This is a genomic window from Methanosarcina sp. MTP4 (assembly GCF_000970045.1).
Lineage (GTDB): Archaea > Halobacteriota > Methanosarcinia > Methanosarcinales > Methanosarcinaceae > MTP4.
Genome location: NZ_CP009505.1, coordinates 1,319,805 through 1,346,793 on the forward strand (window position 1 = coordinate 1,319,805; position 26,989 = coordinate 1,346,793).

Annotated in this window: 20 protein-coding genes; 10 read left to right on the top strand and 10 right to left on the bottom strand. The window is 44.6% G+C overall.

The features are described 5' to 3' along the window. Positions 1-299 precede the first annotated feature (299 nt). The 3 genes from thrC to MSMTP_RS05590 form a co-directional block, all read right to left on the bottom strand. Positions 300-1,508, bottom strand: a complete 1,209-nt coding sequence (gene thrC, locus MSMTP_RS05580; RefSeq protein ID WP_048178179.1) for a threonine synthase — start codon at positions 1,506-1,508, stop codon at positions 300-302. Between the two features lie 488 nt (positions 1,509-1,996). Further along, positions 1,997-2,689: a TIGR00153 family protein gene (locus MSMTP_RS05585; RefSeq protein WP_048178180.1), complete on the bottom strand. Its 693-nt coding sequence runs from the start codon at positions 2,687-2,689 to the stop codon at positions 1,997-1,999. Next, on the bottom strand, positions 2,689-3,714 hold the full coding sequence (locus MSMTP_RS05590; protein WP_048178181.1) for an inorganic phosphate transporter: 1,026 nt from the start codon (positions 3,712-3,714) through the stop codon (positions 2,689-2,691). The genes MSMTP_RS05585 and MSMTP_RS05590 overlap by 1 nt, the downstream gene beginning before the upstream one ends. Before the next feature lie 1,367 nt (positions 3,715-5,081). Here MSMTP_RS05590 and MSMTP_RS05595 point away from each other — a divergent pair. Both MSMTP_RS05595 and MSMTP_RS19660 read left to right on the top strand, forming a co-directional pair. Beyond that, the gene (locus MSMTP_RS05595) at positions 5,082-6,332 is read left to right on the top strand and encodes a putative Ig domain-containing protein (RefSeq protein ID WP_082090509.1); all 1,251 of its coding nucleotides are present in this window, start codon (positions 5,082-5,084) and stop codon (positions 6,330-6,332) included. 174 nt (positions 6,333-6,506) lie between these two features. Further along, the gene (locus MSMTP_RS19660) at positions 6,507-6,626 is read left to right on the top strand and encodes a PEF-CTERM sorting domain-containing protein (protein ID WP_197076149.1); all 120 of its coding nucleotides are present in this window, start codon (positions 6,507-6,509) and stop codon (positions 6,624-6,626) included. A gap of 160 nt (positions 6,627-6,786) precedes the next feature. Here the strand turns inward: MSMTP_RS19660 and MSMTP_RS05600 are convergent, their stop codons facing one another. Beyond that, positions 6,787-7,218, bottom strand: a complete 432-nt coding sequence (locus tag MSMTP_RS05600) for a DUF1622 domain-containing protein (protein WP_369799617.1) — start codon at positions 7,216-7,218, stop codon at positions 6,787-6,789. Positions 7,219-7,414: 196 nt separating this feature from the next. Between MSMTP_RS05600 and MSMTP_RS18410 the strand changes: the two genes are divergently transcribed. Continuing rightward, on the top strand, positions 7,415-7,570 hold the full coding sequence (locus tag MSMTP_RS18410) for a DUF202 domain-containing protein (protein ID WP_082090511.1): 156 nt from the start codon (positions 7,415-7,417) through the stop codon (positions 7,568-7,570). Positions 7,571-7,663: 93 nt separating this feature from the next. Here the strand turns inward: MSMTP_RS18410 and MSMTP_RS19000 are convergent, their stop codons facing one another. The 3 genes from MSMTP_RS19000 to iscB all read right to left on the bottom strand — a co-directional run bounded on the left by MSMTP_RS19000 (position 7,664) and on the right by iscB (position 12,508). Then, positions 7,664-7,900, bottom strand: coding sequence for a hypothetical protein (locus MSMTP_RS19000; protein WP_156153691.1), 237 nt, complete (start codon positions 7,898-7,900; stop codon positions 7,664-7,666). Between the two features lie 378 nt (positions 7,901-8,278). After that, a complete protein-coding gene (locus MSMTP_RS05605) occupies positions 8,279-11,218 on the bottom strand; it encodes a M1 family metallopeptidase (RefSeq protein WP_048178182.1) in 2,940 nt (979 codons plus the stop codon). Positions 11,219-11,224: 6 nt separating this feature from the next. After that, a complete protein-coding gene (iscB, locus tag MSMTP_RS05610; protein WP_048178183.1) occupies positions 11,225-12,508 on the bottom strand; it encodes an RNA-guided endonuclease IscB in 1,284 nt (427 codons plus the stop codon). 624 nt (positions 12,509-13,132) lie between these two features. Between iscB and MSMTP_RS05615 the strand changes: the two genes are divergently transcribed. From MSMTP_RS05615 to MSMTP_RS05625, 3 genes are all read left to right on the top strand, one after another. After that, positions 13,133-14,530 (top strand): McrB family protein, encoded by a 1,398-nt coding sequence (locus MSMTP_RS05615; protein WP_048178184.1) that lies wholly within the window; start codon positions 13,133-13,135, stop codon positions 14,528-14,530. Further along, entirely contained in the window at positions 14,527-15,909 is a 1,383-nt protein-coding gene (locus MSMTP_RS05620; protein ID WP_048178185.1) for a hypothetical protein, read from the top strand. The genes MSMTP_RS05615 and MSMTP_RS05620 overlap by 4 nt, the downstream gene beginning before the upstream one ends. Positions 15,910-16,022: 113 nt before the next feature. Next, positions 16,023-17,288 (top strand): hypothetical protein, encoded by a 1,266-nt coding sequence (locus tag MSMTP_RS05625; RefSeq protein WP_048178186.1) that lies wholly within the window; start codon positions 16,023-16,025, stop codon positions 17,286-17,288. A 52-nt stretch (positions 17,289-17,340) separates the two neighbouring features. Here MSMTP_RS05625 and MSMTP_RS05630 read toward each other — a convergent pair whose 3' ends face one another. Then, positions 17,341-17,958 (bottom strand): winged helix-turn-helix domain-containing protein, encoded by a 618-nt coding sequence (locus tag MSMTP_RS05630; RefSeq protein WP_048178187.1) that lies wholly within the window; start codon positions 17,956-17,958, stop codon positions 17,341-17,343. A 484-nt stretch (positions 17,959-18,442) separates the two neighbouring features. Here MSMTP_RS05630 and MSMTP_RS05635 point away from each other — a divergent pair, with 484 nt between their 5' ends. Then, on the top strand, positions 18,443-19,795 hold the full coding sequence (locus MSMTP_RS05635) for a hypothetical protein (protein WP_048178188.1): 1,353 nt from the start codon (positions 18,443-18,445) through the stop codon (positions 19,793-19,795). 834 nt (positions 19,796-20,629) lie between these two features. Then, positions 20,630-21,151, top strand: coding sequence for a hypothetical protein (locus MSMTP_RS05640; protein WP_048178189.1), 522 nt, complete (start codon positions 20,630-20,632; stop codon positions 21,149-21,151). 1,807 nt (positions 21,152-22,958) lie between these two features. Here the strand turns inward: MSMTP_RS05640 and MSMTP_RS05650 are convergent. Further along, complete coding sequence (locus MSMTP_RS05650; RefSeq protein ID WP_048178191.1) at positions 22,959-23,372, bottom strand: protease inhibitor I42 family protein; 414 nt, start codon at positions 23,370-23,372, stop codon at positions 22,959-22,961. A gap of 647 nt (positions 23,373-24,019) precedes the next feature. Here MSMTP_RS05650 and MSMTP_RS05655 point away from each other — a divergent pair. Together MSMTP_RS05655 and MSMTP_RS05660 are read left to right on the top strand one after the other, a co-directional pair. Then, positions 24,020-24,277, top strand: a complete 258-nt coding sequence (locus tag MSMTP_RS05655) for a hypothetical protein (RefSeq protein ID WP_048178192.1) — start codon at positions 24,020-24,022, stop codon at positions 24,275-24,277. A gap of 190 nt (positions 24,278-24,467) precedes the next feature. After that, on the top strand, positions 24,468-24,764 hold the full coding sequence (locus MSMTP_RS05660) for a hypothetical protein (protein WP_048182822.1): 297 nt from the start codon (positions 24,468-24,470) through the stop codon (positions 24,762-24,764). A 674-nt stretch (positions 24,765-25,438) separates the two neighbouring features. On the opposite strand, the gene MSMTP_RS05670 is transcribed toward MSMTP_RS05660, so the two are convergent. After that, entirely contained in the window at positions 25,439-26,956 is a 1,518-nt protein-coding gene (locus MSMTP_RS05670; RefSeq protein ID WP_048182824.1) for an ATP-binding protein, read from the bottom strand. Between the last annotated feature and the right edge of the window lie 33 nt (positions 26,957-26,989).

Consider the following 26,989-nt stretch of genomic DNA (forward strand, 5'->3'; position numbering starts at 1 on the left):
TGAATGTTTGATTTCAATGAATGTTTGATTTCAATGAATGTTTGATAAAGGATATAGCTGTCAGTTTATAAGAGTCAATTCGGGAGAACTGTAAAAATACAGGAAGTCCCGGAATCCGTTTCAGTTCCCTTCCTTTCGGCCAGCCCTTTGGGCCTTTCGGGCCTTCAGGTTTGCTTTTTTCCCAGCCAAACTTCCAACTGTTTACGGTTCCGGCACCTAAATACTCTTCAATATGTATCTTCGGGATATGCTTTCTCTTCAACCGGTTATTTTTTCCTTCTCCGAAGAAGGTTATTTTCTTATTTGAAGATGGCTTTCCGGATGGATTCTATATTCGCGTCCACGACAATAGGGTCTTCGCAGACTTCGATTACTTCTTCCGGATCCTTGAGGAGGTGACCGGTGGTTATGCAGACGACGGTTTCGTCTTTTCCGATGACTCCCAGGTCAACCAGTTTCTTTAGGCCGGCAACCGAGGTTGCGCTTGCGGGTTCCACACCTATGCCTTCGAGCCTGGCAAGGTCTTTCTGGGCTTCTACGATTTCCTCGTCGGTCACGGATTCGGCAGTGCCGTCAGAGTCCCTTATAGCGGTCAGGGCCTTGGTTGCGTTTACGGGGTTCCCGATCCGGATTGCCGTTGCAATGGTTTCCGGGTTCATTTCCGGTGTGATTGCCGGAGCTCCGCTCTTGATGGCTTTTACGATCGGGCAGGAGCCTTCGGCCTGGATCCCGGTCATTTTCGGAACCGCATCGGTTATGCCGAGCAGCCTGAACTCTCGAAAGCCCTTGTAAATTGCGGTAATGTTCCCGGCGTTTCCTACCGGCAGGACCACCCTGTCCGGGACCTTGAAACCGAGCTGGTCCACGATCTCGAACCCGATGGTCTTCTGGCCTTCCAGCCTGTAGGGGTTGATGGAGTTCAGGAGGTAGATCTTTTCCTGGGAGCAGAGGGTACGCACAAGAGCAAGGGCGTCATCGAAGTTCCCACGGATGCTGAGGACTTTTGCCCCGTGCATGAGGGCCTGGGCGACCTTCCCGAGAGCGACCTTTCCTGCCGGGAGCAGCACGACAACCGGAATGCCGGCTTTTGCCCCGTAGATTGCCAGGGCTGCGGAGGTGTTCCCGGTAGATGCGCAGGCGACGGTGTCCATCCCGAGTTCCAGCGCCTTCGAGACCCCCACGGTCATACCCCTGTCCTTGAATGAGCCGGTAGGGTTCATCCCCTCGTGCTTTACGTAGAGCTCTTTGACTCCTATCTTTTCAGCCAGGCGGTCGCATTTGTAGAGGGGGGTCCCGCCTTCCTGAATGGTAACGGGTTCCCTTTCTATGGGGAGGAGTTTTGCGTACTTCCAGACGGAAGGGCACTCGGTTTTTAATTTTTCCATATCAAGTTTGATTGAAGAATAATCATAAATGACATCAAGCAGCCCGTCGCATTTTCTGCAGGTGTAAATTACCTCGTCCTTTGAATACTCCGCACCGCATTCGATACATTTCAAATGATACATTAAATTGCTCCTGTTTCTGATGATTCTGAATAAGTGGGATTTCTGATTTGTTCCGGATCTGTTCCAGTCCTTTTCGGATCTGTTTTCAGTCCCTCAGGACCTGTTTTCCAATCCTTTTCGGATCGCTTTCTGATTGTTGTCCGGGGTTTCGGGTTAGTATATTATTAGAGTTTAATAATATTTTGTATCCTAAACACACTACTTACTTTTAAATTATGCTGTTTTCAGGGTGTGGTCCGGATGGAAACGCTGTTAAGAGATGTGTTAAGAGTGTGTTCTATGAGCTTTAAAGACTACGTTCTCTAAAGGCTATATCCTTTTAAAGAATGTGCTCTAAAGGCTATTCATCAACACTAATAATATTAAAAATAAGTTGGGCCGGGTTGGAAACAAGTAGAACCGGGTTGGAAATAAGTTAAACTCTGTTTAATATAAATTATACTGGGTTTAAAACAAGTTGAAAATCAATAAACAGGTAAAGCTATTGATTACCGCCGGATTACCATTGTCTGAAGGGCGTCGGCGGACCTTACGGCCTTGTCCGCAAGGTCCCCTATTTTTTCCACGAGTTCGAGCAGGTGGCAGACCCCGGCTCCGTGAAGTTTTTCCTGTTCTGCAAAAATGTGTTTTGTGAGTTCGGATTCTATCCTGTCTACTTCGTGTTCGAGCCTGTCTACTTCGGGAACGATTTCGAAAGCAGCTTTTATTTTCTTCTTGCTGAAGGAGAGTTCGACCAGTTTGTACAGTTTTTCTATCAGGGTGTAGTATTTTTCAACGGTTTCCTTCGTCTTTGAGACCAGTTTCAGGAAGCCCTCCTTTATTTCCGGGGCGATTTCTTTGTATTCCCGGAGTTCCATCCAGTAGGCGGCGTTCCGGGCATCGTTTACTATTTTGTCCTGTTCGGTGAGAAAATCAAGGAGGTGTTTCGGGTCCACCGGGAGCTTTACGGAAGCCGAGAGGCTTGCCTGGATCTTTTGCTTGATGTAGTCGGCTTCTTCTTCGATCCTGTCTATCTCGACACTGAGTTCGTGGAGCGTTTCCATGTCTCCTTCAAAGTATGCCTCTACGGCCTCGTTCAGTTTCCTGGCCGCGGTCTTTGCTTTTCCGGCATGTTCCTCGAGAGGAATAAACGGAGGCGTCCCGAAAACCTCGATTACCGTGCGCTGGTATTTTCCTGGCATTATATTCCGACCCCTTTAAGCCCGAGAAAGATGAGTGCTGATGTCGCTGCTGCCACGGGGACAGTCACTACCCATGAAAATATTATCTTCCAGATCACACTTAAATCCACGGATGAAAGTCCTCTTGCAAGCCCGACCCCTATGACCGAGCCTACCAGGATGTGGGTGGTGGAAATCGGAAGGGCGATGTAGCTGTGGAGAAGGACCACGGAGGCTGTTGCAAACTGAGCGGAAAAACCCCTGGAGGGGGTAAGTTCCGTAATCTTCGAGCCGATAGTTTCGATTACCTTGTAGCCCCAGGTAGCAAGACCGAGCACTATTCCCAGGCCCCCTAACACAAAAATCCAGTCCGGGATTTCCTCGCCTATAATCCCCAGGGCCGTGAAGGCGGCCGAGATCGGGCCGATGGCGCTTGCGACGTCATTGGAACCGTGGGCAAAGGCGATGTAGCAGGCTGTAAGGACCTGAAGGGGAACGAAGTACTTTTCCACGTCTCCTTCCGCCCTGTGCAGGACCAGGGTCCGGATCAGGACAAAGATGGTGAAGCCGAGACCGGCTCCCATCAAGGGAGAGATGAACCAGCTCAAAACGATTCGCAGCATGACAGGCCAGTTGATTGCGGAAAAAGGGATGATTCCGAGGTAGGCAACGGAAATTCCGAAACCCAGGACCCCGCCTACGGTCGCGTGGCTGGTGGAGACCGGCAGGTTGTAGAAGGTCGCAAGAGTAACCCAGAGCCCGGAAGCCAGGATTGCGGCAAGCATCCCTGTTACGACTAAATTGGGGTCGATGCTCCCTACCAGGTCGATTGGCACGATCCCTTTTGCGATGGTTGTTGTGACCCTTTTCCCGAAGAAGACTGCTCCCAGGAACTCGAATATGGCAGCCAGGACTATGACCTGCCGGAGTGAAAGGGCTCCTGTCCCGACAACCGTCCCCATGGCGTTTGCCAGGTCGTTTGCCCCGATGTTCCAGGCCATGTACAGGCCCGCCAGGCCCAGGGCCGCTATTAAGTACATTTCCATTTTCAAGCCCCTTCCTGCGAAAAGATGGAATGGAGGAAAGATAAATAAATGGTCTCGGAAAGACGAATAGTCTCGGACTGAAGGGAAAAGGACGGATTTGTGGGGGAAGGACTCTTTACCTGCTGGAAAATCCGTTTTTCTTTATCCCTGAGACCTCACTACCTCATCGCCTCAAATAATTTACATATTTCCTTTCATACCTCTGGTGCTTTCCCGTTGTGCGCTCTTCATGGCTCTTATGCACTCGAAGTTCTATACACACTATATAAGGCATATTATAATACCCTGTCTTCGGGAGGTTTTTCAGTCCGAGAAAGGGAAATGAAACATGGAATAACTAAATTTTAGATAATTTATGAATGTATTACGGCAGGTCAAAATGTTTATTTCAGCCGAATACCCTGCAGTTGCTGTGGGATGGACACGTCCCAGAAAACCGTTGATGATATATGATTTATCAAATCCGTTTTTGTTTGTTAACTTCTACTCGAAATAAACCATATTAGGTCTATTGTCTTCTTTTACGGAATTTTCAGCGGTGGCGCGAACATACCCCGTTGCTTGTAGCGGGGTGCACCAGCACAACTTTGATTTTTGCTGCCGGTTAACTTGCCGGCGGTAGTACTTATTGGCTTAGTTACTGGCTGACAGACTGCATACTGAGGTTCCAGGTGATCTCCGAAGGTGGATCTCCAATTGATTGATCCATTGCAACAACCTCTTGTGTCAAAAGGTATTTAAAACTGCCTTTCAAGGGGGAGAACGTTAAAAGCTTATGCGCCGAGGATTCGGGGGAGGGAAAGGAAATAGGAGTTATGAAAAGGTGCGGGTCAGGGGATAAAACCAGGCATGTATTCAGAACTTTACACTTGACTTTAGTAGGAAATTTGTGCATATTCACAGAAGTATGGGCGATATAAATAAATTAATTATGTGCATATAAATAAATTTTATGTATATGTTAAACGCTAATGGTTGCAACAGGGTAAAAAAGCTGAATGACTAAAAACGATCTTTCTGGAGAGCGTCGGAAAAGTTCATACTTGCCAAAATTTTGGCACATTTAAGCAACGAGACTAAATTTCAAAAGTTTGCATGGTCCCTATTTTTTGATTGGATTTCTCGGTACTATGAGAATATAGGTGCAAACTTCCGGTTTTTCGGCTCTCTGCTGATGTGATACATAGAAAAAAGTTACATTTATTATTTTTAGAGAAGTGAGATGATTTTTAGAGATATAAATATTGTAATCGTTTCTGACAAACATAAATTTAAGGTGGGAAATAAAAATGAACAAACATAATCTATTTTTTCTAATAGCAATGACAGTGTTACTTGCCTTTACAAGTACTGCGGATGCAACCGAAATGCAAAATCCAGGAACGATCGATGGCAAGCTTGCAATAGGCCCCGACGATACTCTTACAATTAAATCGGGTGGTACCCCGATCTTAGCAGGCGATCTAATCATCGATAACCCCGGCACCATCGTAGCCATCTCCCCTGGAAGGAACAACATAACACCTGGTGAAAATTTCACAGTCGATGTTTTAATATATCCATCAATATCAATCATCGGAGCCCAGTTTGACCTGCTATTCGACAGTTCAATGGCAACAGCAAACAGTGTGACTGAAGGAAACCTTTTCAACCAGGACGGGGCTGGGACCATATTCAACAGCGGGACCATCAACAACAGCGAAGGAACAGTTACAGATATCTACGGCTCAATCCTTGGCAAATCAAATGTCTCTTCAGAGGGAGTGATGGCAACAATCAGCATGACTGCAGGAAGCGACACAGGCATGGCAGAACTAAAACTCTCCAATGTAATTGTTAGTGACAGCAGTTTAAGGGCGGTACCAATTACCATTAACAATTCAACCGTGTTGATCGACACTGTACCTTTACTGAATTCGATTGGTTCCAAATCGGTTTCTGAGGCGAATCCCCTGAACTTTACGATATATGCTAGCGATGCGGACGGCGATGACCTGACCTATTCAGCCGCAGGCCTTCCGGAAGGAGCAAACATTGACCCGGCAACAGGAGGGTTTGCCTGGACACCAGCCCCCGGACAGTCCGGCATTTATACAGTCACATTTGAAGTCAGTGATGGGTACCTCAACGATTCGGAAGATGTCTTAATAACCGTGAATCCACCAAATAATGTTCCGGTTATTGATTCTTTCGAACCGGAAAACGGATCGAGTTTCAATGAAAAAGAAGAAATTAACATTTCAGTAAGCGCATTTGATCTGGATGGACAGTTCCTGAATTACATCATCAGGATCAATGGGGTAACATGCAGCACTGATCCGAGCTATATCTGGCAGACCGACTACTCGAGCAGTGGAGAACACACGGTGGAAGTAACGGTAAGCGATGGAATCGATCAGGTAACAGAGCAGCACACCATCTACATCAATGACTACCATCCTGAATGGGACATCGTCGAAGATGGAGAAGTGAATATCCTGGATATAGCCACAGTCTGCCAGAAAATTGGAACCACTACAACTGAACCTTATCCAAGGTGGGACGTAAACCAGGACGGGAAAGTCAATATTCTGGACCTTAGCATTGTCGGGTTCCACTTCGGAGAAATAATAGAGTGAAAGGAAGCGGCGCAGATATGGGGGACCTGCGTCAGAATTACTTTTTTCAACACATATCACCTTAGACATATTATTACATTAAGACATTGTTATTTTATTTGTAATTCCAACGTACTGTTAAAACAAAGTTACTTATGCCCGGTCCAGCTAATTATAGATGAAGATACAGCTACGGTGGCAGTAACAATTTCCAACGGGGGCGTTCAGGAAAGTATTCCAGAATTCCCCACAATCGCAATCCCGGGGATTGCGATACTTGGTCTGGCATTCATATTCCAGCACAAGGAAGACTAAATCAGCCCGGAGGTCTTGAGCTTCTTATAATCAACCTCGTTGGCTCACTGGCTGCTCGACTTATCGGCTGGGTGGCCGGCCGACAGACTGCAGGACTTAAGAACTTACTTATTAAGCCCCCGGTGACCGGTTGACCTGCTCATTAGCTGGCAGCCCGGTTTCAATCGAGCTGGTATTCCGTAACTTCTTTGCTCAGAAAATAGCCGAGGACCGTCCGGATCAGTACGACTGTCCCCAGGAGGAACAGTTCATCCCGGGACGGGTTCAGTACGGTCTGCAGGACATCCGCTGCGATAAAGAACTCCAGTCCGAAGACTATTCTGTTTGTAAGTTCTTTTCTTATATTCTGGTATTTGTACGGCTTCTTGAAGAGTTCAAAAAGGATGATCTCGGCAGTGGCCCGGAGTCCTCCATAGATTATGAGCAGCGAGCCCACTATACTGAATAAAAAGGAAAAAAAGTTCAGAAACAGTTCTTCAAATCCCTCTGACATTCCCCCACCTCTAAAGACTCTGGCATTCTTCCTGTTCCGGATTTTTCCTATTCCGGATTTTCCCCCTCCGGAAAGTGGACGGTTTCCACCTGCTCCCATCAGGTCCCGCGACTTCTTGCTAATATTTATTTATTATGAATATATATTTCTTCTTATCTAATTTTTTTCAAATCAGAATTGCTGATCAAAATCCCTTATCGAAATCCGTTTCGGCATCCTTTATCTGAACTCATCATCTAATCTCATTGTCAGAATCCCCCATCATGATTCACGGAACGTTCCTGGAGGAAGAAAAATGCCTGAAATCGAGCTCGAAAAACTTGCACAGGAAAACAATAAAGTTGCCCGCCAGCGTGCCCTGCTGGACAGCGAACGCACTTTTAGCGCCTGGCTCAGGACGGGACTTGCTGCCGTGATTGCGGGGTTCGGGGTTTCCATTTTCATGGCTTAAGGCACTCATTCCTGGCTTGCTCCCCTTGTTGCTTCCATCTCTATTCTTACCGGTTCGGTGGTACGTGCTTGCTTTCTGGAGCTACCAGGAGGCTTACAAAGAGCTGAGAGCCGAGGATTTTTCCCTGATGTCTCTCTGGGTCCCCAGCCTGCTGGTCTCTATCCTGCTTGTGACTTCCGGGTTCTCGTTTTTCTTGCTGATCTGATCTTTTTTGGGATTCTTGTTTTGCCGCTCTCCTATAAACCCGGGGCAACCATCAACTCCCTTTTCCCATGCCCACCCACGCTCGCAAGCAGCGCGAAGCGAGCGGCTTTTCCCTGAAAATTGCATAGAAGGAGCATTTGCCTTTACAAATTTGCCTGTACTATCTTTTCTCTCATTCTTACTAATGGTTTGGCTTATCGCAATCGCTGAGAAATAAAAGTCGCATGATGGGGTGAATCACAATCTCTGAGAAATAAAAATCGCATTATCGGGTGATTTTTCAATTCGTCTGTCTTTTCCATTTCCAGGGAAAAGCCGTTCCCTTCGGGAACGGGATGAGGCCCGGGAACTTTGAAAGCTGTACGAAAAAAGGAGATCCTGCCTGGAGTTCGGCAGGAAAATGAAAAAAAGTTGACCCGGGAAACATTTTGTTTTGTTTTTTCGTTTCTACCGGGCCCTGTGAGGTTTTGGGTTGTGACGTTTTGGTACTAGACTTTCCCGAGTTTACTTTTTTTGTTTTTCAGGTCCGAGGGCGGGGTTTTTCCCGTATTCGGATTCGTACTCTCCCAGGGACCTGGAGTTCCCTAGCAGGAGTTTTCTTGCCCTGTTGTAGACGCTCGGGACTTTTTCGGGGTCCAGGTCGGCAAGGAGGTCGGCAAGGAGTTTTGCCAGGGGGAGGCGGTACTCCTTTTCCATCATGTCGATATCCGCGAAGGTGTTTAGCATGTGGACGGTGCTGTATTCGTTGACCGGAGCCAGTTTCCTGAGGGCTTCGGCCATGAAGCGGCGGCCTTCTTCGGTCTGGAGGGACTTTTTCCGGTTGCGGGCAAAGTTTGCGTAGAGGGCGCGCTGGTCGTTGGCCTGTTCGATCCGGAAGGCTTCGGACTTTTCCATTTCCCGGACGAGTTCCACGGCGTCGGCGCTGCTGCTCCGGGCGATAACTCCCAGGAAGGCTTCCCAGGCGACCAGGTTATGCTTTGATTCTGCTTCAAAGGCCCGCAGGATATCCACTTTGTCCGGGGCGGAGCTGTCCAGGTAGGCGGCAAAGGCAGAGAGCCTGTCCGAGGCACAGCTTGCGGCTTCGAACTGCTGCTTGATAAGGCCGTGGACTTCGGGGGTGTCCAGGGACGCCAGGATGCCGAGGCAGACGTTTTTGGCCTGCCGGTTCTTGATGACCCGGGCTTCTTCTTTCAGGGTCTCGCCTTTTGCGGCCGAGGCTTCCTCGAAGTAGCGGTAGGCTGAGAGCAGGGAGTTCGAGTACTTTGCGGCAACCGCCCTGAGGAGTTTTTGTTTCACTTCATAGAGGGCCTGGTAGCGGTGGGCATATTCCTCCTCTTCCACGGACTCGAAAATAGCCAGGAACTGCCCGCCGGCTTTTTCGAGGAGTTCGCGGTCGTTGAGCAGTTTGTAGTAGAGGGAGACGAAGTCTTCGGTGGGTTTTGCTTCAGGGTCTTTGAGGAGGCGCAGCTTTTCCCGGTCGACCAGGGTGTAGAAGGCGGTGAAACGGCCTATGATGTCGCTGTCCTTCCTGACCTGGAGCAGGAGCTCTTCGGGGCTTGCGTCGTAGACGAGTTTCCCGTAGAAGGAATAGTCCCGGTTCAGGGAGAGGAAGGCGGGCTTTGCAACGTTTTCCACGGTGATTTCCGCCTGCTTGCCGCTGACCCGTTCCAGGACTTCGGCAAGGTCGTTTCCTTTCTCGTCCACGAGGGCTGCCCTGAACGGGAAGTCCCAGGGTTTTCCTCCTTCGGGGACCCGCTGATTGAGCCTGAAGGTGAAGTTTTGGGAAGCTTCGTCGTATTCCGTGGTGACGTCCACTACAGGGAACTTTGTCTGTTTGAGCCAGACCTCGGCCATCTCTTTCAGGGGCTGCCCGCTTGCTTCTTCCATGGCCTCGATCCAGTCGCCGGTGCTGGCGTTCGAGTGCCCGAATTTCTTGAAGTAATTGTCCAGGCCGCGGATGAAAGTCTCCTTTCCGATCAGGGTCTCGACCATGCGCACGAATTCCGGGGCTTTTACGTAAGTGACGGCTGTGATCAGGTCGTTGGGGTCGTTGAAGCCGTCAGGGATGATGGGCATGGAAGCTGCGCCGGAGTCCAGGGCAAAGGTCCCGTAGCCCGGAGCGAGCAGGTCGAGCACCCGCCCGAGCCTCTGGTATTCTTCCCCGAAAAGGAAGGCGTGGTACTGTTCTTCCACGTTTACGGTCACGGCTTCGTTGAGCCAGATCTCGAAGGGGCTCTTTCCGGTCACCTCGGACCCGTTCTGGTTGTGGTAATACTCGTGCACCTTGACCCTGATCATGTACTCGAATGCGGGGTCCGTGATCTGTGTGAAGGGCATGATTCGGTTGGTGGTAATCGTGGTGTTCCCGACGTTTTCCATTCCCCCGAAGTCCGAGTTCTGCATCCCGATCTCCCGGTAGACGGTCCCGGTGTATTTGTATCCGGGGCTGATGCTGCCGACAAGTTTTGCGAGCTCGGCCCGGATTTTCCCGAGTTTCTGCACTGCGGGTTCCGGTGCTTCCGTAGCTTCTGTGGCTTCCGGTGCTTCCGTGGCTTCCTCGGCTTCCCCGGCTCCCTTGCTCGCCCATGCTCCGGCTCCGTACTTCAACCGGTCCCGCTGCCGGACAAGTTCCCAGAGCTTTTGCCGGACGGCAAGCTTTTCGGGGTCGTACTGTTCGGGGCCCGTGAAGAGGTAGACCCACATCACGGAGTCGTAGAGGATGTCAAGAGCCCTTCCTGCGGGCCCGTCCTCGGATTCCGGCGGTACCAGCAGTTCCAGCATGAAAGAGTCCCCGTCCGGGTACTCGAACTCCAGCCTGAAGGTGGAATAGGTCCCGACTCCGAGGAAAAAGAGGTAGGTCGCCATGGGCGTAACCGAGTTGTCGTAGACGATTTTGTCCCTGCCCGGCTTTACGGTGTGCCGTTCCTCGACAACGTCCCCGTTGGTGATCAGGTTGGTGTAGCGCGAGTCCGCTATGATAGTTGTCCTGTAGGTGCACTTCGCACACATATCGTCAATGCAGGGCACGATCCTCTGGAAGCCCCACTGCTGGCACTGCGTGATCTGCTGCGGGGGAGCCCCGGCGGGCGTCTCGTCATAGTAAAGCCCTTCCAGGATATTCTTCGTGGGCCTGCACACCGTATCCGTGACAACCGTAATTTCGGTCTCAGGCGGCACCGGGTCCAGGAAATTGACCTCAAGGATGGCGTCTGCCTTCCTGTACTTATAGTGTACCTCGTACTGGATACAGCTAACAGCCCTGACCTCCAGGTCCCTGCAGTTCAGCTCCAGCTTCTCAACTGGCTCGCCCAGGGTCTTCACCCTTAACATGGACTTCACATTCGTCCGGTCATCAAAGACGTCAAACACCAGGTCCATGTGCAAAACGTCAACTTTGAGTTCCCCGAAGTCTTCGGGATAATATTTGTAGAGTCTTGGTTTCATCTTACCTCAGCAGGAGACTCTCTCCTCGGCATTTCCGGCTTGCCGGAAATGGCAGGTGGGGGAGGAATGCGTCAACTGTACCATCTGAACTAATGTAGTACTTCTCGCACTCAGTCTCCTATATTTTTTCTTAATATTGACACTATCTGAAATTTTGTTTCCAAATATATCTGAGATCGAAAAATACCCGCTTGACCGTTTTCCTCGAATGAATCCGATCCCCTTTTCCGTATTTACAAGATCGAATTTCCTGAGGCCAAACAACTTTCCGGTAGGTATTTTCTTCTCAGACCGTTTCCCTTTTCTTTGCTGATAATCTCCCGCAGGAACGTGTTTTTTGAAGTAGACCGTATCATCCGGTTCTACCTTCTGGTTATCCCGGCAACAGATAGCAACAGCATCAAAATAATGCGTTTTTTCGAGTCCCAAAACTTGTTCTCGCCGGAATTTTGTTTCGTAGCCGAAAACGTTCTCAAAGTTCCAGCCGGATTTCTTGATTCGGGACTTGACAATGCCAATTTCGGTTGCGTGTTTCGTGTTTGACCTTCTCCCTGAAAGCTCAAAGTTCCCGGCATGAAGGGAGCCGTGACAGGTTTCACAGAGCACGATCATGTTTTCCGGGGCATCTGACCCCTGCTTTGACCTGAAAATGATGTGATGGCAATTTAGCCGGGAATCCTTTGACTTTCCCTTGCAATGCTGGCAGGTGTACCCATCCCTGTACAGGACGTAAGCCTTGGCATTATAGAAGCCTTTGAGATCCCCTTCCTGATATCCTTTTCCGGAAACTTCCGGGTTTTTGATTTTGTGGATATCAAAGGAGGCAAGTTCTACCTTCCACTTCGTTACCGGGAGAATGGACTCCACAAACTGTTTTTCCCTGAAATGAGAATCAAGTTTGCTTTTGATGGAAGGAGCCAACCTTCCTTCTCTCCTCGAATTTCCCCGGTTATTGAACCTTGCTGGCCTGTACCTTGTCTTCCGGCTTCTCCGGGTTCTTCTGTACATCTGCCTTTGTTGCATCTTTTTCGAAACGTTTTCTCTCAGGTAAATTTCGGACTGATACAGCACTTTTTCGGAAGCGATAGCGGCGCATCCTACGGTTTTCGATCCGGTATCCATTCCGGCAGTTACGGGCTGAGTGTAGCTACTGCTTTCGAAAAGTAACTTGATGGTGAAGGGCGTGGTTCGGACCACTTTTGCCTTTCCTGTTTTGAGCAAGATCCTCGCTTTTGCCGGTTTCGTGGGCATGAGCGGGGTTCCATCTTTGTTTAGTACGAATACAAACATTCGTAATTGCTCCTATTGAATAGGGTTATGCATATCCGGGTTAGTGGAGACAATCCCGGTTTCCGGCTTCCTCTCGATCAGATATGGAATGGTTTTATGATGCAAGCACTGTCCCTACCTCTCAGGACTGATTAACTGGCATCCTTAGAGCCTGAAACTGAGGCGGCATTCCAGGGTAACTATGAATTCGTTCCTATCGTTTCCCGATCTTTCCTAAGCTCCTAATCGGGGATCTGGTCAACCAGGGCTTGTTAGACAAGCCCCTTCCTAAAACCTGAGCCGTTAGGCGGGTTTTAGGGAGGGGCAGTTGACGAAAATGTCACCGATGGAAGTTATGAGGGTTATTTTTTGGATAGAAAAGGTAGGGATGGGATTTAAAGGTGTTTGGTTTGGGAGGGGGATTTTCCTACCATCTATAACTTAATTAATATATTTCACCTGGGGGCTGCTCGGATAGGTTCCGAAAAACCGGTGAACGGAACGATGATCCAAAAAATAATCAAAAGATTGCTCAAAAAACTACTTTCCGATATACTCAAATAAGTAAAGGAGTCAAGTATTTATTGTTTAAAAAATAATGAAATGTTGCTATTGTTTGTTGAGTTTTAAAATAAGATGATCCATATGAATAAAATTGAAAAGGCTATTGAATTCGTACAAGAATTAGCCGCTAATTTCGGGGCGAAAAGTGAAGAAGGGGCAAATGATTATATTTTCCGTAATAACACATCAAAAGATTCATTAAAGCAGGGTGGTGCGTTTTTTGGTTTAATATCTCCGGAGGAAGAAGCTTCTGGTAAATATCACGATTTTTCTCTAGTCATTTTCCCTGCCGAAGGGGGAGAACCTTGGTTAATATCCATTGTTGCAGGCTCTTTGGGGTTTAAGAATGATTATGAGCTAGCTGCTTTACCGGGTGTTAGGAGGCTCTTTTCTTCTATTATTGATCAGGATGGATTCAGCAAAACTTCTTTTTTGGATATAGAAAGCAATCTACCCAAACAGTTTATGGAAAAAATTCCTCACTTGAAAAACTCGTTAAAGAATTATTCTAAACTGATAACAGCTTGCAATATTATTCGAGATCCATCATCTGAAAAGGATCAAAAAATGATTGCAGGATTTGTTGCAGCCTATGCTCAGATAAGGAATTTTGCAGGAAATGATCCGGCTAGGAATGCGATCAAAAAGGCGATATCAGAAGTTGCAACAAAGATAGATGTGGATGAGGAAGAGGAGGTATTAAAATTAGTGCAAAATAGAAAATTTGTGATCCTTCAGGGAGCACCAGGAACTGGAAAAACCAGATTAGCAAGAATTATTGCTCAGAAGCTTAATTCAGAACCTTTCTTTACTCAGTTCCATGCTGAAACCAGTTTCAGTGATTTTATGTATGGGATAAAACCTGACCTTGATGCTGGACAGTTAGCTTATGAGGAAAAAACAGGAATTTTCTATGACTCTCTTAAAAAAGCAGAAGAAAACCCTGAAAAAAACGTTGTGCTAATTGTTGATGAGATCAACAGAGCAAATTTATCCAACATTCTGGGACCGATTTTTTACCTATTTGAGTATCAGCTAGAAAAAGAAAAAGTAGCTGTAAAAATTGATATTGGTGGGGGCTACGAAATAAGTAAAATCCCTTCCAACTATTACGTTATTGGTACGATGAACACTGCTGATAGAAGTCTTGCAGTAGTCGATTTTGCTCTTCGGAGGCGTTTTGCCTGGTACACATTGAAGCCTAAGCCAATCAAACCTGCTATTGGTTTGAAATTTTTCAAAAAGGACTTCTCAGAACTTAATAAAATTTTTAGTTGGTATGCAAGTAGTGAAGAACTAAATTTGCAACCGGGGCAAGCCTATTTCATAGCCTCAGACGAAACTGAGATGAAAGATCGAATAAAATACGAGTTAATGCCCTTAATAAAAGAATACCTGGCTGAAGGTCTTTTAACAAATGCAAGAGATGAGTTCTCGAAATATTTCTATGAAAGACTGGGTGAGGTTTTGTTTGAATGACTTCCCCACAAAATGTTTTTTTCGAAATGCCTTGCTTGATTGAAAAATCACAATCTCTTTCTGGTTTTCTTCTTTCAAAAAAATGGTTTAAAGGGGCAGATCGTAGATATTTAGCTGAATCTCTACAAAAATTCGTTGAATACAACAAGGAATTGTTTGATTTCCTAGAAGTCACTCCAAGAATTGAAGGTAGTGGAAAAAGTGCCAGCTTAAATTTTAGATCCGATCGTTTTATCGGAGCGATTCCACTTCGAGCACCTGATACGGGAAAGCAAATAGGAGATTTTGTAGTTCGACCTCGTTACACTTCTGCAAACGACCAGTTTTCAGAGTATGTTGAAATCGTAAATCTCCTTGAATCTGAAATACTTCCTGAATTCAAAAATTCAATTCCGCTTCTGTCGCATAGGAATCTTAGACCGCCTATCTATTTGGAAGCAATAAAGTTCGTAAAATTGCTTGAAAAAGCGGTAAAAGCAAAGTGGAATAAATTCCAGAACACTGAGAGGATACACAGATATCCAAAATCTGAGGTGAACTGGAAAAGATACGTTGAAAAAGAGTCTGATCCTGCTAAGAGATTACTTTTTCCCTGCCGTGATAACACTCTGAGCACATTTCATAGCGAATTCTTCGAGTTGAAATACGTTTACAGCATTTCGAAAAAGGAGATAAACTCGTTTAAAACTCCCAGGCATATCAAATATCAATTTCAGGATACTTTAACATATTTGGATAATGCTTTGTACGAATTTCCCGAAAAATTCACAAACGAGCTCTATATTCATAATTCAGATTCCGTTGTCATTAAGAAATTGAAAGTTCAAGGGAACAAGATTTTAACCGGGAATTTTGAAGAAATCACTGCCTGGAGAATCGATTTTTCACTTTTATTTGAAAGGTATGTACAATTTATATTCAAGCAAATATCCCTAGAGATTGGAGCAAAGCAACTAAATAATTACAAAATCAGACAATTTTCACGTTTTAACCCTCCCTGGGCTCTTAATTATCTGGAACCTGATGTAATCCTTGTGAAAAATAACCTGGATATTGTAGTGGATGCAAAATACAAGTCTCACTTGTTCAATCTGAAAAGTAGTACAGAGGAGTTAAAAGAGGAACATAGGAGAGATTTGCATCAGTTGCTTGCTTATACTGCTTTTAGTAAGAACAAGAATAAGGTTGGAATTTTATGTTATCCTTCCAATGAACAATTTCTTTTGGAGTTGGATTATGTGTTTCCGCATTCCAATGTTGAGAGTAAGGTAGTTCTTTTAGGGATTCCCTTGAAAAAATCTGAGCTTTTTGGATTGAGGGAGTCGATTATTGATTTTATTTCGGGGATTGAGAAGGAGCGTTTGGTTGGGGTTGTTTGAAATGTGGATTTATGTTCTTTCTTAATTTTCATATTAATATTTTTTATATGTAGGTTAAAAATCTGATAATTGTATACAAAATATCAATGTTATGGTAACAAAGCTGAGAAAGGATGTTAAATGAAGACGAACAACATGGAAACATTATAATATTCGATGTAGAGTTTTATGACAAAATCCATGAAATGATGATTCGTAATAATTTGCCAGGTTCAGTAACTATAAAAAAACTGGAATATTTATTGGAAACCGGTTTAGAAGTTAGTAAAGAAGAGTTTTGGACATATGGTATTTTTACTGAATGGAAAAATAAGCCCGGATGGAAAACTTTTGATGATTTTAAACGTAGATTGCCAGATAGGATTGGAATCTATGAAAATTACTTTGGTTATTGCGATGGGGTAGTGATTTCAAAGTATAAAGGTATAAATGAATCATTGCCTTTTGCGACCGAAAGTTGTGGAGTTGCTGGTTCTCTTGTATTAATGAACAGATTGTTTGGTTTTCATGAAGCCGATTGGGAAAAGATTAATGTCAGTAAATCAAAAGACTTGGATTTTAGAATTGCTTCAACCGGAGAATACTTTATTGAAGTGGAAGCTAAGGGAACTATTGTTGGAGATGACGGAAAAAGTGCATCAATATACGGTCAGAAAAAAGATATAGAAGATAAAAAGCGAATCCAAAGAGAAAGTAATGATATTATTCAACGAAGCTCTCTTTTTGGAGTAATTACTTGCATTCCGTTCAAATCTGATGATGACCACGAATGTAATCTAAGGGCAAAGTGCTTACTTTTAGATCCAGCTCCTGAAGAAATAATTGAAGATCCCTTAAAGTTCAAATTGCTGTCTCGCCTCAAATTCTACCAAAAAAATTTAGGTATGATTTCAGATTCTAAAATAATTACAGTTCTAAATAATAGAATACGTGTTATAGAGCATTCAACTAATTTTTGGGATTTCCATCAATTACATTTAATCAACAAAACGGGAAAAAAGTTACAAATAAACTCTAATTCATTTGATAGGAAAACAGTAGTTGATAGAGATTCAATAGTTGGGCAAGTGTTTCCAATTAGCCAAACTCTTTTTTTCTTCTATGGATTTGAAAGCGAATTATTTAACGTTATGATTGACCAAGATTTCAATGAGATTTTAAATTACAAAAAAGAAATTGCAAAATTTTATAGATATGTTAAAGCAAAAGTGGATATTGAAGACTTAAAGAGATATGGTATAAATTATGAAAAGTTCAGAAAAATCAAAAATTCAAATAAAGTAGAAGTGCTAACAAAAGGAAATCTATTTAGAAGTAATTCTGGAAGAGTTGTAGGATTTCTAGAACATTCTAACGAAAGTTTGGAAAATTTCTACTGAACTTTGAATCATAACTTCAATAGCTATCATATTCAGCTTCCTTATAGTATTTCTAACAAATCTGTATCTTTAAAGTGTTTTCTGTAGCGCATGGGCTCCGGCAGCGCCGGTTAAGTTCCGAGCAGCCCGCACACTCACGAAAAATAAAAATTGAGTCTTGATCTTCAAAGCTTTCAAAATTCCCAATTATGTAGGTCTCACTGTCTGCTTTTGAGGTCGCTTCGACCCCGTAAGAGTCGATGTATTCAAAGTACTCCCCTGAGGCCGGGTTTTTCTCGTTGCCCTCTCCACGCTCCCCCGGAGCCGGGTGCCGGGGCTTTTCATCTCCATAGGCAGCAGCATTCGGGTTTTGTCCGGCTTCTTCTCCCGGTTCCTTTTCCAGCAATTCATCCAGCCTTTCGTAAATAATGAACCTTTTGAGCATCAGGATGATTTTTGCTTTCGGGTTTTCGGCATTGAGCCGGTAAGACCGGGTCTTCCCTGCCTTGCTTTTCTCTTCGACAACCCCTTCCGCAACTAATTTTTCCAGGTGCTTGTAGACAGTTGATTTTGAAACGCCTGTCATCCGGACGATGTCGGTAGCATACAGTTTGTTTTCATAGTTCTCTGCAAACGCTTCGACTATTTTTACCTGGGGGCAGTCTTCGAAGATCTCAGATAAAACGAACATGGTTTTGCCTTTGGTACGTTATATGATTGTTAGATGCTGAATTTGCTTTTTAGCTTTTCTATGAATTTTCGCATAATATTAACGAAGGCAGTTGTGGTTAATTTATGAAAGCTTGTCACGATCAAAAATAATATTTTCAACTAACTCTCTAAATATATTGATTTATATTATACTTATTTATTATTTTTAGAAAGATTCTTATATGTATTGCATCATACCTCTAAGGGAAGTTTCAGTATTAAGAGACACTAAAATCAACTTTTGATTCACAAATTTACCAGTGGTTAATTATCAAGTTTTTCAGTCATTACAATAAAAAATTGGATTCTTATAAGGTGTCCTTCTGAAACGAAAAATTAGAGGCTTTAAAAAACAAACTGTCTAAATGATTGTAATTTTTTATAAATTTGCCTGTGCATTATTTTCTCTTTCCGGATTTACTCTGTTAGATAGTCCCATTAAAGGAACTTGAAAAGGTGGCGAAATGTCTAGAGTATCTATTATATCAATTATATTGTGTTGCCTATTAATAACTATAAATGGATGTACATCCGCTTCAGCAGCCGAATCTTTACCAGAGTCTGATCATCCCTATTCAAACAATTTTGAAGACACATGGCCTGATATAAGCAAACCCGGTGCAACTGAGATAAGACTCCACTTTGAAAGTCTTGATCTTGCTTCTTACGATAAACTAATTCTTTATGATAAATACGATAATAAACTTGTGACTTACGATCGTGGGGATTCAAATAAAGATTTCTGGACAGCATGGTATACAGGAGATACATTAAAAGTCAAACTTGTAACAGATAATTCAGATACTGATTATGGGTTCAAAATTGACAAAGTAGAAAATAGGTCGGATGTTTGCATATCTGGTAACTCTTTAGCAGAGTCATATCACCCTTATTCAAACAATTTTGAATACAAATGGCCTGATATAACCGAGCCTGGTGTCACTGAGATCCGCCTGCATTTTGAAAATCTTGATCTTGCTTCTTACGATAAACTAATTCTTTATGATAAATACGATAATGGACTTGTGGTTTACGATTTCCATGATTCAAATAAAGATTTCTGGACAGCATGGTATACAGGAGACACATTAAAAGTTAAACTTGTAACAGATAATTCAAATACTGATTATGGGTTCAAGATTGACAAGCTAGAACATAGATCGGATGTTTGCATATCTGGTAACTCTTTAGCAGAGTCGTATCACCCTTATGCAAACAATTTTGAGTACAAATGGCCTGATATAAGCAAACCTGGTGCCACTGAGATGCGACTTCACTTCGAAAATCTTGATCTTGATCCTTACGATAAACTAGTTCTTTATGATGAATACGATAATGGACTTGTGGCTTACGATTGCCATGATTCAAATAAAGATTTTTGGACAGCATGGTATACAGGAGATACATTAAAAGTCAAACTTGTAACAGATAATTCAAATACTGATTATGGGTTCAAGATTGATAGAGGGGAAATTAGAACAGATGAAAATGTAACAACTGTTTTTTTTGAATCTACGGAACCAGTATATCCTTATACTAGAGGATTTGGAGACGGAATTGAAGAATTATATCCCGCTGCTCCAAAAGAAATGCCTGAATTCTTCCAAAATGCCTCTCTTTACTTTGATGCCTTCTGTAAACAAATTATCGAAATAGGAATTACTTTGAATATCTTAGAGGCAGAAGATCAGTCATGGCTTTCCAAGAATATAGGATGGATTTTTAGTGGAATAGGAATAACTCTGATTGGAGTTGTGTCTAAATCTATAAGGAATGTTCTGAGAAATAAGAAAGATGAAAAGTCGGAAAACGATTGACTGTCGAAGTATGTTGGGTAAATTGTTTAATTAGTTATGTATACAAGCGTGTTGCAAAATACAAAATAAAGAAGTAGTCGGGGATTTGTGAGGATTTTGAGATAAAATACTGGATAGGCTCCGGCCTTTTTATGGAAAAATTTGAGAGCGGAGAATTTGGAGATGATAAGATTTTTTGATGGTATGCGGCAAAAAGGTGGCTTGAGTATTAGGTGCGGGAGCCGGGTATTATTGCGGGGCTCGTTTTCAAAGGTGTTGTCCTGGCGTTGTTCTCTTCGGTGCATGGACTCCGGCAGCGCCGGTTGAGTTCTAAGTGTCCCGACACTGGCAAAAAATAAAAATTGAGTCTTGGTTATCCCCCCTCTTCTCTCCCCATTCTACCTTTAACCTCTCTAATTTCCTCTCCAACCCGTGCGTGAGACCTCCCATCTCACGCTTGAAATCAAAAACCAGGTCGCAGAGCAAAAACCAAATGAGTTCTCAAAAGTATGCCGGGTATTTTTACGGAAGTACGATCTAAGGCCGGGAGCCGGGTATTATTGCGGGGCTCGGTTGAAAAGGCTGTTCTGGCGCTTTTCTCTTCAGTGCATGGACTCCGACAGTTCCGGTTAAGTCCTTAGTGTCCCTACACTGGCAAAAAAATAAATATATGCTGGAACTTACAAACTGTCATTTAATATTAAATCTGTATGAATGTTAAATCTTGGGGACTGCTTAATAATGAACTCAAATATAATCCAGAACACTGCTCTATTTTTAGAACTTGAGGAAAAAAGAGTTCTAACGTATAAGGGGTGATAAGCAACGAGCTTCGAAAGTTTCAAAGCCTGGGGTATGGCAAATCCGAATCGTTTGTATTTGGCATCCTGGTTTGGTGCATTTGTACTGGTGTTTATGCTCTGTGGGTTATTTGGAATATTGATGCCTGCAGATACTAATTTTGATGATCCGGTGTTTGAGCCGATATTTACAATGATAGTTGTGATCCCATTATTGATTGTTGTTTTATCAGTCTCTATTGCGGTTCTCAAGATTAAACATAGAAGTATGTGGTGGTTACTATTGTTTTTATGGTATTCGCCATTGTGGTTATCGGATAGCAAGCAGCAGTGTAAAACAAACTACATTTACGCGGTGTTGGCATTCGATGTCATATTTTTGGTAGATGGTTTGACATACTTTTTTGAATGTGTGAAAACAAATCCACTGGACGTAATACTCTGGTATGGTTTCTTCACATATTCCATATCGATGTTATTAGCTGGCATTGCAAATCGTGGCCTCGACAAAGATAATAACCTCTCATTGGAAGATCTAACGATTCACGATGCCAAAGATCCTGAGGTAAAGGAATGAGCGATGTGTATTTTTTAGGTTTCGAGAGGCTTTGCCTTCCTCTAATTTCCTTTCAAATCCATAAGCACTTCCCCCCTTCTTTCTTGAGATCAAAAACGATCGCAGTTCTCAAAGTTATACCGGGCATTTTTTCGGAAGTACTATCTAAGGCCGGGAGCCGGGTATTATTGCGGGGCTCGGTTTCAAAGGTGTTGTTCCGGCTTAGCTCTCTTCGGTGCTTGAACTCCGGCAGCCCCGGTTAAGTTCTGAGCCGTCCCCCCACTCACAAAAAATAAAAATTGAGTCTTGGATGTCCTATGTCCCTCTTCTCTCCCATTCAACTTTTATCTTTCTCAAACTCCTTCTCCAACCCGTGCGTGAGCCCTCCCATCTCACACTTGAAATCAAAAACCAGGTCGCAGAGCAAAAACCAAATGAGTTTTCAAAGTTATGCCGGGAATTTTTACGAAAGTACGATCTAAGGCCGGGAGCCGGGTATTATTGTGGGGCTCGGTTGAAAAGGCTGTTCTGGCGGAGTTCTCTTCAGTGTATGGACTCCGGCAGTGTCGGTTAAGTTCTGAGCGACCCGGCACTGGCAAAAAATAAAAATTGAGTCTTGGTTATCCCCACCCTTCTTCTCTCCCCACTCGACCTTTAACTTCTCAAACTTCGTTTCTAATCCGTGCGTGAGCCCTTCAATTATACGCTTGAAATCAAAAAACAGGTCGCAGAGTAAAAAAGAGTGAAGTTTTCAAAGGCATGCCAGGGCTTTTAATATTTTTTTTCGTTGCTTTTTGGCTTCCTCATTTTGCATACTTTCCGCTCGTTTTGATTTTCTTTTAAATTTATATAGCAGTCTTCGCAAAGGACCTGGTCGTTTTCCTGCATACTTTCGTCTTCGGGTATCGTGGCTCCGCAAAGTTGGCATGTCACTGATTTTTCATCATTTTCGGTCATATTTCTATTATTCCCTTTTCTTTTTGTTTTTTTGATTTGCTTTTTACTTCTAAAACTGATGATATTTATTGATCTTGATTTGAATTTGTAGAAATTCTGAATTGCGGCGGTATTTGGGGTTGAGGGTTGTTCCGGCAGCGCCGGTTAAGTTCCGAGCCGCCCGCCCACTCGCAAAAAATAAAAATTGAGTCTTGAATATCCCGTCATTTCCCTTCTCTCCCCCATTCGACCTTTAACCTCTCAAACTCCCTCCCCAACCCGTGCGTGAGATCTTCCATCATACGCTTGAGAACAAAAAACCAGGTCGCAGATCAAAAACGATCGCATTTCTCAAAGTTATGCCGGGTATTTTTACGGAAGTACGATCTAAGGCCGGGAGCCGGGTATTATTGCGGGGCTCGTTTTCAAAGGTGTTGTTCTGGAGGTGTTCTCTTCAGCGTATGGACTCCGGCAGCGCCGCTTAAGTTCTGAGCGACCCGTCACTGGCAAAAAATAAAAATTGAGTCTTGGTTATTCCCCCTCTTCTCTCCCCATTCAACCTTTACCTTCTCAAACTCCCTCTACAACCCGTGCGTGAGACCTTCCATTATACGCTTGAAATCAAAAAACCAGGTCGCAGAGTAAAAATGATCGCAGTTCTCAAAAATATGCCGGGAATTCTTACGGAAGTACGATCTAAGGCCGGGAGCCGGGTATTATTGTGGGCTCGGTTGAAAAGGTTGTTTTGGCGGTGTTCTTTTCAGTGCATGGACTCCAGCAGCGCCGGTTAAGTTCTGAGTGACCCGAAACTACCAAAAAATAAAAATTGAGTCTTATATATCTCCCGCCATCCTTTAAAATTAAAATCTGACCTGAAAAGCGAAAATGCCTTTCAGACAACCTCAACGGTAAGTTTAAAAGTCTTCTCCCCGTCGCTTGAACTTTCCCATGGCCGTTTGTATATGCCTTTTATCTCCTGGCTGCCCGTCTCTCCGGCTTCGATTACCCATGAATGGATTCCGCCAGCACCTGCCTCACCTTCATGATCCGGATCCGTGGAATATTCGTCGCTGAGAATGCTGAGGCCGTCGCTCAGGTCAAGTTTCCAGGAATAGCCTGTTGAAGGGTTTCCCTTGAGGCTAAGGGTGAAATTCTCTCCTTTTTCGAGAGTTAAAGTTTTTCCGTTGTCAGCTTCGGTTAATACCTGGCCTTTTTCTATGGGCTCGCTATTTTCGGTACAGCCAGCTGTAAAGAGAAAGGCAGCAGCGATAAGGAGTACTGCTGTGGCTTTTAATATTTTCTTCATAATATCCCCTCAAAAATTCTTTTCCTCTACGTTAAAATAAACATTTATTTTATTGCTTATTGATGCTACTGACTATTGACACTACCGATGCTATTGATCTTTCAATATTTACCTTCGAGAATAAGCCCCGGATAAACAATTGGTCCCGGTATTCCTCAGTTTGTCGAGAACCGGCAGCGCCGTTAAGTTCTGAGTGACCCAGTACTACCAAAAAATAAAAAATAAGATTTGAAATAAGATTCGAATTTTCCCGGCTTCCTTCCTCCTCCGGGTCCGATCATCCGGAAATCTTCGTAAGTTTTATATATTTTCCGTGCTAATAATAAATTGTAATTAAGTCTCTATATCGGAGAGTGTTTTTTCCATAATGCTGCACCAAAGGATCACAAATTGCGAACCTGCAGATTTTCCCAGGGGGAATTTTCAGCTTTTAGTCTGATTTTTCAGGGTTTTGTATATTTATCTCTATACTCTGGAATACCTGACATCATAGTTTTTTAGCGTAGTTGAAAACAGCCTTGCGAAACAACAATCCAAAAACCGGGAAAAGCACTGAGCATAGAAAAACGAATTTGAACGCAATAAAACTAAAAACGAACCATAAATAGCATCCTTAAAAACCTTTCTTAGGAGCGGTTTGAAACAATATGACAGAAGAATCAGATGATTCAGACAGTAGTGATAGTAGCGATAGTAGTGGTAGTAGATGGCCTAAAACGATCACAACCCTGACCAGGGTCGTGCTTTGCGGTGTACAGGTATTATTCTTCGTGTACATGGTCGCAAAGTTCATGGAACTGGATTTCACAGAGGGTTTCAAGTTCATGACACTTGCGTATTCTTCAGCGTTTGCGTATTATGTGTTTGAGCATTCCGATTTAAATCCTTCAATTATCAAAAGCTAATCCGATGGGAATGTGGATTTTCCCTTTTATCCACATTTTTCCCTTCTTTTTTACTGTGTTTTCCTGCATTTTCTTGTGTTTTCCTGCGTTTTCTTGTGTTTAGAATGTGTTGAATTCTTCCCGAATACCGAATATCAATACCCTGGGGTCACTTTTTATAAAATGAAAACAATTTTTCTTTGTGGCAGTTATGACCCAATCTATTGAGATTAAAACCGATTCTCCGGGTGACGAAGCCAGAGAGGTTTTAACTTCAGCTCTCAGGCAGTACAAATTCATTGCGGAATACAAAGCAAAGAGGTACGTGGAGAAATGTGCTATTTTTGAGGCGAAGTACGAAATGGACTCTTCCGTTTTCCTTAATAAATTCGAAGGCGGGGGAATTGGGGACGAGGACGATTTCTTTGACTGGTACGCTGCTAAAAGGGGTCTCGATATCATGAACAGGAAATTAGAGGTCATTAAAGGAATTAAGGTCCGGGCCTGACATTCGGTTTTTTTCTTCTCTTTCTCTTTTTCAGGTTCTGGGGCCAGCTTTTAGGGATCATTTCTCTTTGCCGAAGTCGCCGGTTTGTATTGATCGTTTCTCTTTGCCGGTGCAGTTAGTTTGAATGGTTTGTTTCTCTTTACCGGGGCAGCCGGAATATTGTATCCTGTGGAGCTTGTCCGCACGCAGTGCGGCTTATCCCGTTTTACACCCGGGATGATTATTTGTTTCAGTTCTCAGTGGCCCTGAGCAGTATCAATACAAAAATTAGCCCCTCGTTTTTTTGTGTGTACCCCTCACAAAAACAGATTCGGTCTTGAATTGAAACCTGTCTACCCGTGAGAAATGGTGAAGAGCCCTAAAAAGTATTGGTCAGCAGGTCATCAGGGGTTCGAGCTGGCGAAGGAGATATGTGAATAACACAAATTCTGAAGCTGTGTTTTATTCGCTTTTTTTTGATTTCAGGAATTTCATGCTCGGGCCTCACTTCGTTCGGGGGAAAACGGTTAGGGACGGTATTCCGGAAGTTTTGTTTTTTCGTTTCCTCTCTGATCCCGGTTTAAACCCGTTCTCGGAAAGTGCTCTTTTTCGTATCTTTAAACCGGGAGCCGGGTTTGAGATCTGGCAGGCCGGCAAAGCATGAAAATAAAAAATGACTGCTAAAAACCCCGCCTTCAAACCATCTCGAAGTAATCCCTCAGCGTCAGCAGCAGGACGCCTTCTTTCTCTGCCACCTCCCGCAGCTCCTCCGTAAACCCTTTCTTGCTGATAATTGCGAAATAGGCTTTCCTGTCGGGGAGCCACTGCACGTGCCCCGCTTTCTCCTTCAGGGCATAATATACGTTGGCGCCCACGGGGCGGTCCTGCCATTTGCACTCGCAGAAGAGCAGCTCACGGGTCTCGGGGTTGAGGGCGCAGAGGTCGATTTCGTAGTCGTTTTTGCCTTTCGGGGCTTTCGGGATCTTGCCCCACTGGCGGCCTATTTTCTTGAAGCGGAAGGGGAGTTTCCCGGCGGTGTTTAGGGCCAGGAGGAATTCCCTGGAGATTTGCTCGAAGGTCTCGCCCAGGAAGCCGGGGTAGTTTCCGGCAAGGTCCTCAAGGGCCGGAGCCCTGTCGTTTATTTCGAGTTCGTCCCTGTGGGCGAGAACGAAGCGGAACCAGAAGCGCAGGAAGGGGTCGTCTATCCGGTAGATGGTCTTCTTTGTCGTGGGTTTGTCGGCTGCAGGGTGCTCTTTCCTGACAAAGCCCAGTTTCATCAGGACGTCCAGGTAATAGGGGAGGTCTTTTGCTTCCAGGAAGGAGCGATCCGCGATCTCGGTTGGGCGGGTCGCCCCGCTGGCGATTGCGGAGAGGATGTTCATGAAGGTCGAGGGGTCCCGGAGCTCTTCTTTTAGCAGGAACTCCCCCTCGGCATAGAGGACGGCTTCTTTTGAAAAGAAGGCTGTTTCCAGGTTCTCCCTGAACGAAAGGGCCGGGTCGAAGAAGCGCAGGTAAAAGGGCACGCCTCCTGCCGCCCCATAGGCCTGCACAAGCTCTTCGGGGGGCATTTCTGGGAAAAAGCCCGGGAGGTGGCGGAAGCGGATGGGCTCTATTTTCAGCTGGGAAGTCCTCCTGCCGTAAAGGGGGCTCGAATAGGCGAGCACGCTTTTTTCCATCATCGAAACCGAAGAGCCGCAGAGGACCAGGTGGAAGGGACCGTTTTTCAGTATCTCGTCAACGATTAGCTGGAAGACGGATGGAATGGACTCGTCCTCTTGGGCAAGGTAGGAAAACTCGTCGATGGCGATTACCAGCTTCTCCCTTTTTTCCCTCCTTTCTCCTGTTCCCTCTTTTCCCGTTTTCCCCTGCTTTTCCCGGCTCTCCCCTGCTTTTTCCCTTACAATTTTCCAGTCGGACCCCTGTTCCCATTTTGCCTTTATGTACCCGAATACTTCGTCAAATGTATCGAGTTTCGGCTCGTAGTCCCCGAAAACCTCTGCCGCCCTTTTCCGGAACCTGGCGAGGTTCGCCTCCGTCCCTCTCCTGTCAGCCAGGAAGTAGATATGCGGCCTGTCCTTCAGGAAGTGGCTGATGAGCTCGGTTTTTCCCACCCTGCGCCTCCCGTAGACTACAGTAAAAGAAAAGGGCTCGGAACCATACTCCTGCTCCAGCCGGGCCAGTTCCTCTTTGCGGTTGACAAATTTTCGGATCATAATCATTATGATATAGGTCCGTATATTTATCCA